The 12,907-nt window shown below is 41.3% G+C and carries 8 protein-coding genes; 7 read left to right on the forward strand and 1 reads right to left on the reverse strand.

Annotated elements, in window-relative coordinates; all coding sequences use genetic code 11:
* Positions 1-215: 215 nt before the first annotated feature.
* Positions 216-1,928, reverse strand: a complete 1,713-nt coding sequence (locus tag ABJL82_RS01745) for a hypothetical protein (protein WP_347272968.1) — start codon at positions 1,926-1,928, stop codon at positions 216-218.
* A gap of 529 nt (positions 1,929-2,457) precedes the next feature.
* Here ABJL82_RS01745 and ABJL82_RS01750 point away from each other — a divergent pair.
* The 7 genes from ABJL82_RS01750 (at position 2,458) to ABJL82_RS01780 (ending at position 12,781) form a co-directional block, all read left to right on the forward strand.
* The gene (locus ABJL82_RS01750; RefSeq protein WP_347272969.1) at positions 2,458-3,660 is read left to right on the forward strand and encodes an HD domain-containing phosphohydrolase; all 1,203 of its coding nucleotides are present in this window, start codon (positions 2,458-2,460) and stop codon (positions 3,658-3,660) included.
* Between the two features lie 41 nt (positions 3,661-3,701).
* Positions 3,702-4,346: a pentapeptide repeat-containing protein gene (locus ABJL82_RS01755; RefSeq protein WP_347272970.1), complete on the forward strand. Its 645-nt coding sequence runs from the start codon at positions 3,702-3,704 to the stop codon at positions 4,344-4,346.
* A 57-nt stretch (positions 4,347-4,403) separates the two neighbouring features.
* Positions 4,404-4,973, forward strand: coding sequence for an MBL fold metallo-hydrolase (locus tag ABJL82_RS01760; RefSeq protein WP_347272971.1), 570 nt, complete (start codon positions 4,404-4,406; stop codon positions 4,971-4,973).
* 994 nt (positions 4,974-5,967) lie between these two features.
* Positions 5,968-9,165, forward strand: coding sequence for a helicase-related protein (locus ABJL82_RS01765; protein ID WP_347272972.1), 3,198 nt, complete (start codon positions 5,968-5,970; stop codon positions 9,163-9,165).
* Positions 9,166-10,563: a Fic family protein gene (locus tag ABJL82_RS01770; protein ID WP_347272973.1), complete on the forward strand. Its 1,398-nt coding sequence runs from the start codon at positions 9,166-9,168 to the stop codon at positions 10,561-10,563.
* Between the two features lie 7 nt (positions 10,564-10,570).
* Positions 10,571-11,533 carry a hypothetical protein gene (locus ABJL82_RS01775; RefSeq protein WP_347272974.1) on the forward strand — a complete coding sequence of 321 codons (963 nt, stop codon included), beginning with the start codon at positions 10,571-10,573 and terminating at the stop codon, positions 11,531-11,533.
* A gap of 411 nt (positions 11,534-11,944) precedes the next feature.
* The gene (locus tag ABJL82_RS01780) at positions 11,945-12,781 is read left to right on the forward strand and encodes a hypothetical protein (protein ID WP_347272975.1); all 837 of its coding nucleotides are present in this window, start codon (positions 11,945-11,947) and stop codon (positions 12,779-12,781) included.
* The last annotated feature ends 126 nt before the right edge of the window (positions 12,782-12,907 follow it).

The following is a 12,907-nucleotide window of genomic DNA, read 5'->3' on the forward strand; positions in this document are numbered from 1 at the left end:
AGCAAATCCTATCTCTAATCCCTAAGCTGGCATAGCCAGAACTGAACAAGCACGAAAACAGTCCCCAATCGGCAATCGGCAATTTGCCGAAGGGGCAATAAATATTTTGACAAAAAGTGCCTGGAAATTGTCATTTGTAGTGCGACGAGGTTCGTCGCACTACATGATTTTGTAAGTTTCTCTTCTTAGTACCCTTCGTGCTTAGTGTTTTGTAGTCAAACTCTTTTTGGTTGCGGTTTTTCTGCGCTATGAAGTGTAATTTGCGTAAATGGAATTGTCCAGCCATGCTTGTTGCATGCATCAACCGCTATTTTTTGAATGGCACGGGAAAGTTTGTAATAGTCCCTGGCTACCCGTCCTGAGAAATTGGCAAGGATTGAATAATTGAGTGAAGACGGCCCCGCCTCTTTAAATTCAACAACAATGCTATTGATATCTTTTTCGTAACCGCTTTTTGAAAGTTCTTTTAAAATTATTTCCCTCAATATGCCCGGTATCTCTGAAGTACTTATTGCCTGGTGCTGGTAATCAACGCCAAACGTAATATGGAGGCAAAACACCGTTGAAATGTTTATAGGTTTTTGTTGCAGGAATTCCACGGTTGAATAGGTTTTATCGCTTCCGCCGATAACCAAAAGCTTAACTATCTCCGGAGTTTGGATAACCACGTTACCCAGAGTACCGTCCGCAAGAATTACCCAATCATTTTCTTTAGAGGGGAACCATGGTTCATCCTTATGAAATTGACGGGAACGAATCCCTTCGAGTTCTCTGATCGGAAGCCGGAGCACTCCTCCTTTTAATTCTGGGTTTACAAGATAGGTGTACAGATTTAAGGAGGCAACCCTCCACGGTAAGCCATTATATATTACCCGTTCATTTTCTCTTACCGTTCCCAGATTTAACAAAAGTTTGCATTGTCCATAAAAGCGCGGCAAGGTTTGTTTTGCCGTCCATATCATCCCGAATATAAATATGAAAGCCAATCCCAAAAGAACCCAATCCCCTGAAATATAAAGCACGATCAACAATGCGCTTGTAGCGCCAACAAATGTTGCAATATGGTAAAATACCTCCGCAAGGCGTACGTAGAATGAATGCTTCACCGACTTGTAAACAGAACTGCTTCGGTAAACGTACCTGTGGATATAACGAAGGAGGAAGAAAACGGAAAAAAAGGCGATTATTGAAAAGATAAAATTCTTCCCCCTGCTCTTAAAAAACCCCTTTACCAGCTTCTGGCTTGATTCGAGCAAAGATTTCTTTTCACTTTCTTTCTCCGCCAATTGATATTTGGCTATTGTGAGTTCCGTAGAGCATTGCTTTCCTTTATTGTACCATTCGTGCTCCAGTGCAATTAATTGCTTTTTTAACATCTCATCCTGCACCAGTGCTGTAAATTCTTGTATATTCCTTAAGGCGTTTTTTACAAACTGAATCTTTTTTTCATGATACGCCACCTGCGTCCGGAGATTTTCAATTAATCTTGGTCGGGCGGTAACACTCTTCAACTCATTAATGATAGGCCCAATCAGCACATGAACTTCCTCTTTCCACTCAAACCGTTTCTGTGGTTTTGCGTCGAACATTTTTAGGTCAAGGCCGGTTGCAATTTCTTCAAAATTTTCTCTTGATGTATTCAAATGTTCTTTGAGTTTCTCAATTTCTTTAATAATTTCTATTCTTTGTTCCTGTTCTGTTATGCCTGCAAGTTCATTTTTTTTGACGGCAATCTGTCCCTGAATTTCTTCCATTATCTGAATAATCCCTCTCAACGCCGTCAGGGAAGCGGTCTCTTCCGGAACACCCTGTGCCTCCTCTTCCTGCAAAGTCTGAAGCCCGGATTGTCCATACGACAGGTTGCCGCATGGAAACAAAAAAAACAACGCTGCAATACAAATAAAACTACCGTTTCTGATGGTTTTCATTTTTTCTCAAATAACCTCCTAAGCCGGCATAGCCAGAACCAAACAAGCAAGAAATAAAAAATACGAAAGTCGAAGTACGAAATCCGAAACAAATTCGAATAACAAAGCATAAAATTCAAAACAAATCCAAAACATCCCTGTCTGCGTGCGATCACGCACAGGCAGGCAACAATATGAAGCACGAAAATCCGAAAGATACACTTGTTTAGAATTTCAAATCATTTTGTCATTAGAATTTGCTTCGAATTTAGAGTTTCGGATTTCACCATTAAAAATTTTGCCAAAAAATGTAAAAAAATTACTAATAAGGTACTAAAAAAGCAATGTGCAAAATGTTATACTGAGACCTTCAGTAGTGGATATCGATTATCTCATAGCGTAGCCAGGCTGCAAACAAATAATTGCAGAAAGGCAAACCTGAAGGTGCGTCCTGCATAATCTCTGGAAAAAATATTTTTTATAAGATATTATATATTCTATACATTTATATCTCATTGGTTTTACTGGTAACCGTTATAAAATAAAATTTATGATAAGAAAACATGTAAACAACATTACGCCCGGAATGGTGCTTGGTAAGACTATTTACGGAGATAATTATGAAATTCTCCTTAAAAAGGGTATAGAAATTACGCAGGATCATATTCTGAGCCTAAAAAAAAGAGGCATTGTATGCGTGTATGTGGAGGAGGAAGACACTGCGGATATAGAAACGCCCGAGATTATTTCTGAAAAAGTGCATACGATGATAACGAAAAGCGTCATCAGAACATACAAAAAGATTTCTGATTCTTTTAAAGATCTCAGCATGAAAGGAAGTACCTGTGAATCCATCATAAACAGCATCAATTCCGAAAAGTTCAAGAAAACATTCCAGCAAAATATCGAACTAAAACAATTAAATAACGATATAAGCTTTTTCATTGACGAGATTATGGACAAGGAGGTTTTGACTGGACTGAATACCATAAAAACACATGACAACTATACCTATGAGCATTCCGTTGATTCTGCGATTGTGGCTTTACTCTTTGCAAAGAGACTGCGCCTGGACAGAAATAAATTAAAACAAATCGCTATCGGGAAACTGCTCCATGATATCGGGAACATTTTTATTGATATGGAAATACTCAATAAACGGGAAAAGTTGTCAGAACATGAAAATGAACAAATTAAAAAACATCCTGTTTTCGGCTATGAATTACTGAAGGATATGGAACATGTGGGATTTGTTGCTGCACACATCGCCTATCAGCACCATGAGTGGCAGGATGGTTCCGGATATCCACGGGGGTTAAAGGGGAGTAATACCTTCGACATCTATAATGTAAATGAGATATGTTACAGCGATGAAGCGAAAATAATACTGCCGGCAGAAATTGCAGCTATTGCGGATTTTTATGATGCTTGTGTTGCAAACAGGCCTTTTCGTCCCCCGATTCCTCATGATATCGTATATGAGCTTATTAAAAACGGGGCAGAGACACATTTTAATAAGGAATTAGTACGATATTTTCTGGAATTATTGCCGAAATACCCGGTAGGAACAGAAATAAAGATTAAAAACGGCGTATACGAAGGGTTTACCGGGTTTGTATTTTCTCTAAACAGAGATTCACTTAACAGACCCATTATAAAAATTCTTTATGATAACAACAAAAAGAAAATAAACCCTGTAGTTATAGATCTAAGCGCAGAGGGCAGGGATATAACGATACAATGCGTTTTTTAACAGGCGTTTAAGATAAAGAGTAAAAAGGGATATACCAAACAATGAAAACAGAGAAAAATCAGAAAAAAAAGATCTATATCTGTGATGCCCTTTCGGATATGGCCCTCACAGGAGAGGATTTCTCCGGCAAACGCCTGATTGAAAGCCATATTCAGTCTGTCCGGTTTTGGGAAGGGCGTTTCCGTTACCTCCGGGCACAGGACAGCAAATTCCAAAATGTTTCCTTCGACCATGCCCTTTGCGAAGGGGGATTTTATCTGGATTGTAAATGGGAAAAGGTGATGATACAGGACGCCCTTTTTACCTCAAACCATTTCTCCGGATGTACGATGGAAATGACCACGGCAAAACTGAGTTCCTTCGGATTCTCCACATTTCACAAATGCCAGCTCCGGGATTCCTCTTTCAGCGAGGTCGCCTTTAGTGGTTCATTTTGGCATGATTGCCTGTTTGAGCGGGAGGATTCCTTTTTCGTCCGTTTTCCATCCTCAACCTTCATTGATACGCGGTTTGTGGAGTGCCGTCTGCAAAAGGCTATTTTTCGGGCAGCAACTTTTATCCGTTGCAGTTTTGAGAAATGCACGCTTGATGAAGCGGTGTTTCATAAGGCGCATTTTGTAGATACAAAGTGGGTTGATACCGATATAAATCAGGCAGCAAACCTGCATGAGGTGCGCTATGATTAATATGGAGTTTGCCGTTCATTTTTTGAAAAAAACGAATTACTCAAAGGAGACCACGCCATGATTGGCAATCTGATATTCAGGCGTTTTACCGTGGGAGGCTACCCGATTAACGGATATCTTGTTGCAGACCCTGAAACCAGGGTAGGGGTATTTATTGATCCCGGGGGTTTCAGCGATGAAATAGAGGCTTTTATCCGGGAGCAGCAAATCCTCTTACAATATCTCTTTTTTACACATGGACATTGGGACCATACCGAAGGCATGCAGGAGTTTTCCCGCCGTTATCCCGTCAGGAGTTATGCCGGACAGGAAGAGGTACGTTCTGCCAATAACATGTTGCAGGGCAGCGAAATAATTGCGGTTGGTTCGCTGCAATTCAAAGCATTATCCACGCCGGGCCATACTCTTCATGGAATGTCGTACTATATCCCCGGTGGTGTGTTTACGGGAGATGCGCTTTTTTGCGGTTCAGTTGGCGGTACGAATTCTTCAAAGGCCGCTCAATGCCAGACAGAACATATCCGCAAGCACATCTTCACCCTGCCTGACGAAACCCTTGTCTTTCCCGCCCACGGGCCAATGACTACGGTAGGTATAGAGAAATACACGAATCCATTTTGCCAGTAAATGGGTTTATGGTATCACCCTGTAAAAATCTCTTTTTTTGTAAGTTCAGAACTCATGATGTAGGGGCGAAGCATTTGCATGTTTGGGCATGAACGCATGTATTCCAGTTATTGCAAATGATTCGCCCCTACGGTTTCAAAAAACTAAAGTGTTACGATTAATTACAGTGGGATAGGGAGGAATTCAAGAGAAGGCATTACCATTACGGGATTTTACACCCCTCGTCCCTACGCTCCTCAGACTGAGTCAAATAAAAGTTTCAGCGATGGTGTATATTCGGCTTAAAAAGTATAGAGTAATTTTTTTCTACACTTTATTTTGTATCAGGTCTAAAAATTCCCGTAATATATCTTTATTCGTGCATTCCGGTGTCTAATCCCTCTGGTTTTACATGCTAGGGACACTCCCACTTCATTTGCCTTGTTTTGCAAGCTTGCATATTAAATACTATGTTTTTATATATTTTTCTTAACTGGCCGATTATGTTCCAAGGTTATTTGTCCCTAATTTTCTTGTTGAGGATATGGGCAATGGTTGGGCAAAAACTATCTTTGCACCTGTCCGTAACCTTATTGATGGTCGAGATGGAAAGAAGGGCAATTATATAATAATAGAATAGAGAGAATAGAGGGACACTTCCCATATTAATTTTTGAAATACGGGAAGTGTCCCTCTATTGATCCTCTATTGATCCCACAGATTACAGAGATTGTACAGATTAAAAAAACGTAGGAACACGGAGCACCATGTCCCTACAATTGACCAATGACCAATGACTAAACACCTTCTAATTGCAAGGCTTAAAATTCAAAACAAATCCAAAACATTCTCCCATGCGCGTAATGTACCACCCACAATTTCAGTATTGACATTGCTAGCCATTGGTGGTATTCAATGCATACAAATGAATGCTGATCCTTGGTTTATTACATAAATTAGCGGGGAATTGGCATGTTAAAAAGACTTCTTAATGAAGATGGGGAATAGCCGCATTGTGAACTCAGATTTAACCTTTATTACCAATGAAGAAAACAGAAACCTCCTGGAAAGATTCAGGGTCCTTATTGCAGACACCCGGCTCTTCGATGTACTCGTTGGTTATTTCTATACCAGCGGATTTCATGCCATCTACAAATCCTTAGAAAATACCGAAAAGGTCAGGATTCTTATCGGGATAAGTACAAACAAACAGGCAATAGAACTTATTCAAAAAGCAAAAAACAATCACCAATCAACACTCCCATATTCTCACGCCGAAGTAAAAGAACAATTCGAACAGTCTGTCACGGAAGAAGTAGAAAATTCTGAGGATAGAACAGAAGTTGAAGGTGGAATCCTTAAGTTTATTGAATGGCTGAAAAACGGAAAACTGGAAATCAGGGCTTACCCAACCGAAAATATTCACGCAAAGCTTTACATTATGACCTTTGTCGAAGGTGACAGGGATACTGGCAGGGTCATTACTGGGTCAAGTAATTTTACCCAATCAGGCCTTGTTGATAACCTTGAATTTAATGTGGAATTAAAGACGAGGGCTGATTATGAATTTGCACTCCAAAAATTCAATGAACTATGGAAAGACGCCGTTGATGTAAGGGAACGATATATCGATACGATTCAAATAAAGACATGGCTGAACAATACCATTACCCCTTACGAATTGTATCTGAAATTTTTATATGAATATTTTAAAGACGAACTCAGTCAGGCAGATGAGGTGTTTTTGAAATATCTTCCCCATGAATTTAAGAAACTGGAATATCAGGAGCAGGCAGTTTTAAACGCCAGGAAGATACTTTTGGAATACGGCGGCGTTTTTATATCTGATGTTGTAGGGTTAGGCAAGACATACATATCGGCAATGCTGGCAGGACAGCTTGACGGCAGAACACTTGTCATTGCCCCTCCTGTGCTGCTTGAAAGATCGAATCCCGGCTCCTGGACTAATGTATTTTCCGATTTCAGGGTGCCGGCGGATTTTGAATCACTCGGCAAATTGGATGACCTTATTGACAGGGGGACGGAGAAATACACCAATATTATCATTGATGAGGCACACCGTTTTAGAACAGAAACAACGGTTACCTATGAGAAATTGGCGGAGATCTGCCGCGGCAAAAGGGTTGTCCTTGTAACGGCAACGCCTTATAACAATGCGCCAAAAGATATTTTGAGCCTTTTAAAATTATTTCAAAAAGCCAAAAAAAGCACTATCCCAAATCTTCCTGATATGGAAGGCTTCTTTAATGGGCTAGACAAAAGGTTAAAAAAACTGGACAGGCAGAAAGATCATGTTAAATACATAAATATGGTAAAAGAAAATGCACGGGAATTGCGGGAAAAAGTCCTCAAATATCTCATGGTTCGCCGCACCAGAAAAGAAATTGAAAAATATTTTGGTGAAGATATAAAGAGCCAAAACCTTAAATTCCCCAATGTTGAAAAGCCTGTCCCCCTTTTTTATGAACTCAATGATACGGAGGACGAAATATTCAGCAAAACCATAGCATTGATAGCGCAAAAATTCAAATACGCCCGTTATATGCCCATGCTTTACTATGAAGGTAAAGTTGGCCAGCTTGAAAAGCAGTCACAGAGAAACATGGGCAAGTTTATGAAAATCCTGCTTGTTAAGCGCCTTGAAAGCAGCTTCTTTGCATTCAAAAATTCGGTGGACAGATTCCTCCGCTCTTATGAGATGTTTATAAAAGAGCTTGATGACGGAAGTGTTTATATAAGCAAAAAACACACCGGTAAAATATTTGAATTGCTTGATAGCGACGATGATGAAGCCGTCCAGCAGTTGATAGAGGAAGGCAAGGCGGAAAGATACGCAAGCAGTGAATTTAGAGAAGGTTTCAGGGAGGATTTACAGCACGACCATGACATTCTGCTTGAGATTAAAAAACTGTGGCATCACATTGACCGGGACCCAAAGCTTTTAAAATTTTTGGGGGAATTATCCCAAAACCCGGTCTTAAAAGAGAATCATCTGATTATATTTACGGAATCAAAGGAAACCGCAAACTATCTGTTCAAAAACATAAATGAACATTATCCGGATAAGGTGCTGTGTTTTACCGGTGATTCGGGTGAGGCAACTCGAGACAAGGTTATTGAAAATTTTGACGCCAAATCACGTCATCCTAAAGAAGATTACCGGATACTGGTTTCCACGGAAGTATTGGCCGAAGGCGTCAACCTGCACCGTTCCAATACAGTGATAAATTACGATATCCCCTGGAATCCTACCCGCATGATGCAGCGCGTAGGGCGTGTCAACCGCGTGGATACGCCATTTGACACGATTCATACCTTTAATTTCTTCCCGACCAGACAATCAAACGACCAGATAAAATTGAAAGAAGCAGCGGAGGCGAAAATCAATGCCTTTTTAACACTGCTTGGCGGTGATGCAGAACTTTTGACTGAAGGTGAACCCATTGGTTCGCATGAACTCTTTAACCGGTTAATTTCCAGACAGACGCTGGAAGGGGAGGAAGGCGCAGAGGAAAGCGAATTGAAATACCTCCAGGTCATTAAAGAGATTTGCGATAAAGACCCCGACCTGTTTGAAAAAATAAAACGCCTCCCCAAAAAGGCACGTACTGCCAAAACCCTGACAGGGTTTTCAACCCTGTCAGGGTTAATTACCTACTTCAGACGGGGAAAACTCCAGAAATTTTTCAAAGCCGGCAGTAAAAATGCGGCGGAAGAAATGGATTTCATATCTGCGGCAAAGATTTTGGAAAGCGCCCCTGATGAAGAAAAGAAAGACCTTCCCGGACACTTTTACGAATTTCTGGATAAAAACAAAGAGGCATTCATCCTGGCAACAATAGAAGAAATGCCGCATCACGGGCAAAGGGGCGGACGCGACAGCACTGCAAGTATTCTGAGAATTTTAAAGGCAACTACGAAGAATACCCAAAAACTGACAGAAGACCAGGAACTATACCTCAAAAAAGTCCTTGCTCAACTTGAGGAAGGCGGACTGCCCAAACAGACTACAACGCAAACGCTGAAAACCCTGAATGCGCTGAAGAATGAAATCGTTAACCCGCTCAAGGTGCTGGCAGTACTTCAGACGCATATACCGAAAAAACTTCTGGAAGAACATTATGCTGAGCGACATACTCAATCCTCTGGCAAACGGGAAGTCATTTTGTCTATGTATTTGACGGGGGAATAAATGATAGATACAAAAATTAAAAATATGCTTACTGCCGGCGAGTCAGAGACGGTTGAATTCAAACTCAGCTTTGACCGGGAAGCTATAGAAACCCTTGTCGCCTTTGCCAATACCAGCGGTGGCAAGGTTTTTATTGGCGTATCCGATAAGGGAGAGATAAAAGGAACAGAAGTCGGCAAAGAGACTGTCCAAAACTGGATTAACCATGTCAAACAATATACATCTCATACAATAATACCTGATGTTGAAACCGGAACAATCAAAAAGAAGAATATTGTAATCCTTTCTGTACAGGAATCACCGGTAAAGCCTGTTGCATGCAAGGGGAGATATTACAAACGCATCAAGAATGCAAACCACCAGTTATCAGTGTCAGAAGTGGTAAATTTACACATCAGGACATTCAACTCAAGCTGGGACTTCCATATTGATGAGCATCACTCCGAAAAAAACATTTCGCTTGATAAGGTTCAGAGATTTATTGAGTGTACCAATGCGAACAGAGAAAATCCTATTCTGGATGACCCGCTGACGGTATTACAAAAATTTGAATTGATGCGCGAAGGCAAAATAACGTACGCCTGTTTTCTCCTTTTTATGACTGGAGAATCAGGTATCAGCACTATAGAACTCGGCAGGTTTCAGACAGATACCATTATCAAGGATGGCGCCACTCTCAAATCCGACCTCTTTTCAGAAGTAGAGGGCGTCATGCATTTTATTAAAAAACATATCAACAAGGCATACATTATTACCGGAAGGCCGCAGCGGGAAGAACGATGGGATTATCCGCTTAATGCAATCCGTGAAATAGTCATTAATGCAATTATACACAGGGACTACACAAGTCCATCGGACTCTATAATCAAGGTTTATGATGATAAAATCGAATTTTTTAACCCGGGCAATCTGCCCGAAGGGCTTACTATAACCAGGCTTTTAAAAGGTGATTATGTTTCAATTGCCCGCAACAAGAAGATAGCAGAAGCCTTTAAATCTGCTGGTTTGATAGAGAAATACGGCTCAGGCATCAAAAGAATACTTAACGGATTTAAAGAATACGGACTTCCAACTCCTGAATTCAGGGAAATGAGCAGCGGCTTTATGGTTACTGTTTTCAAAAAGACCGAACAAGTTACCGAACAAGTTACCGAACAAGTTACCGAACAAGTAGAAAGGTTGTTGTCATCGCTGCATGGATATACATTGAGCGGCAGCGAACTGATGCGCAAGCTGGGGCTGTCACACCGCCCTACATTCCTATACAGTTATATACGACCGGCAATACATCACCGGCTAATAGAAATGACTATCCCGGAAAAGCCTCGGAGTAAGCTCCAGAAATACCGGCTGACAGATAAAGGCAAAAGGTACGTTAAGAAACTACTGGGAAAATAGATATATTATGGACAAACAACAGGCAAAACAAATTATTCAGGAGACATTTGAAAACCCTTTTGATAAGGGCAGGTTTACCCGATTCATCAAAGACCTTTTGAACCATATTGAAGAAGACCGCATTTCTCCACGTCATGGCCAATTCATTCCCGACGCTTACAAGCCATACGTCAGCAGTCTGGAGCGCATCGGCAAATTCAATGACGATGAAAACAGAATTGATATCCTTATCATAAAACTTCAGAAAGAGACCTCCCTTGAACGCGCCCGCACTATGCAGCGAAACTTTGTTGCCGGGTATTTACAGGGCAAATATGGCAGTTCAAATGAAAAGGCGGCGGCGCTGGTTGCCTTTGTATCTCCGGATTCGGCAGACTGGCGTTTTTCCCTGGTCAAGATGGACTATAAGTTTGAACAGACTCAAACCGGCAGAATGAAAGTAAAAGAAGAGTTTACACCTGCACGCCGGTGGTCATTCCTGGTCGGCGCAAACGAAACCAGCCACACTGCCCAGAGCAGGTTGGTTAATATGTTGGCAAATGATGAGCGTAACCCAACCCTTAAAGAACTGGAACAGGCATTTGATATTGAAACCGTAACCGAAGAATTTTTCCGGGAATACCGTAGGCTTTTTATCCGTACAAAAGAAGAACTGGACAAAATAGTAGAGACAGGTTTCAAACCTGTCTCTACCAGCCTGAAGAATGAATTTGAATCTAAAGGAGTTGATACCGTAAACTTTGCAAAAAAACTATTGGGACAGATTGTATTTCTCTATTTTTTACAGAAAAAAGGCTGGTTCGGCGTAGCCCGCGATGCCGAATGGGGTACAGGCTCTAAACGCTTTTTGCGGGAGCTTTTTGAAAAAAGGCACGGCGACTATAAAAATTTCTTCAATGACATTCTGGAACCACTCTTTTACGAAGCTTTGCGTAACGACCGCAGTCATGATGATCACTATTACAGCTAGTTTAACTGCAAAATCCCCTTCTTAAACGGTGGTCTTTTTGATCCCATTGGCAACAATGGCGGATACAACTGGGTACATACCGATATCTGTCTGCCGGACAGCCTGTTCTCTAATAAAAATAAAACCAAAGAAGGCAATGAGTGTGACGGCATTCTGGATATTTTTGATCGCTACAATTTTACTGTTAGAGAAGATGAACCACTGGAAAAAGAGGTTGCCATTGATCCTGAACTTCTGGGCAAGGCGTATGAAAAGTTTAATGCAGTCCGTCCTGACAACTTTGCGGAATATGAAAAAGCATTAAAGAGCGGTAAAAAAGGCGAAGAAAGCAAATTCAACAAGCAATACGGCGTTTATTACACCCCCCGTGAGATTGTCCACTATATGTGCCAGCAGAGCCTGATCAATTACTTGCATACAGAATTGATCGCTCCCAACCCTCTCAACCCTGTCAGGGTTAAAGACGTCGAGACCCTGATACACTTCGGCGAGCAGGTTAGTGAAAATGAAGAAATAGCATTGATCAAAGAGCAAAAAATCTTAGAAGGCAAACAGAAATCTTCCGGTTACAAATCACAATTGCCCGAAAGCATACGCAAGAATGCCGTATTGATTGACCAGAAACTGGCGGACATCACCGTCTGCGACCCGGCAGTTGGCTCAGGCGCCTTTCCCGTTGGTATGATGAGCGAAATTGTAAAGGCGAGAAATGCGCTAGCGCCCTTTATTGTAAATCAGGCTTCCCTGTCTGCGTGTGTAGACGCACAGGCAGGCAGCTTGAGCCCAGAAACCCTGTCAGGGTTAAGGTCAGATACGCCAAGAACAACCTACGATTTCAAACGGCAATGCATCGAAAAATCTCTTTACGGCGTGGATATTGACCCCGGCGCGGTGGAGATTGCAAAACTCCGGCTGTGGCTATCGCTTGTGGTGGATGAAGATGACATAAAAAACATCAAGCCGCTGCCGAATCTGGATTACAAGATTGTCTGCGGAAATTCACTCTTGGGAGTGGAGAAAACCCTGTTTAACAATCATCTTTTCTCTAAACTTGAAAAAATAAAACCGCTCTATTTTAATGAAACCAACCCCACAAAAAAGCAGGAATATAAAAGGCAGATTGATGAACTGATAAGCCAGATTACAAACGGACACACAGAATTTGACTTTGAGGTTTATTTTTCTGAGGTGTTTCATCACAGGGGAGGGTTTGATGTGGTCATTGCGAATCCGCCGTATGGGGCCTAGTTACTGGAAGAACAAAAGAAATACCTAAAAAAACGCCACGAACATATTGTTGAAAGAATCCGAAACACTTTCTTGTACTTTCTGGGAGAAGCATACAATCAATCAAAGTGAAATGGTGTTATCTGT

This window comes from Candidatus Kuenenia sp. (assembly GCF_039794105.1).
GTDB lineage: Bacteria > Planctomycetota > Brocadiia > Brocadiales > Brocadiaceae > Kuenenia.

Coding starts and splice junctions, on each gene's coding strand:
- ABJL82_RS01745 (WP_347272968.1), bottom strand. CDS start 1,928: ATGAAAACCATCAGAAACGGTAGTTTTATTTGTATTGCAGCGTTGTTT.
- ABJL82_RS01750 (WP_347272969.1), top strand. CDS start 2,458: ATGATAAGAAAACATGTAAACAACATTACGCCCGGAATGGTGCTTGGT.
- ABJL82_RS01755 (WP_347272970.1), top strand. CDS start 3,702: ATGAAAACAGAGAAAAATCAGAAAAAAAAGATCTATATCTGTGATGCC.
- ABJL82_RS01760 (WP_347272971.1), top strand. CDS start 4,404: ATGATTGGCAATCTGATATTCAGGCGTTTTACCGTGGGAGGCTACCCG.
- ABJL82_RS01770 (WP_347272973.1), top strand. CDS start 9,166: ATGATAGATACAAAAATTAAAAATATGCTTACTGCCGGCGAGTCAGAG.
- ABJL82_RS01775 (WP_347272974.1), top strand. CDS start 10,571: ATGGACAAACAACAGGCAAAACAAATTATTCAGGAGACATTTGAAAAC.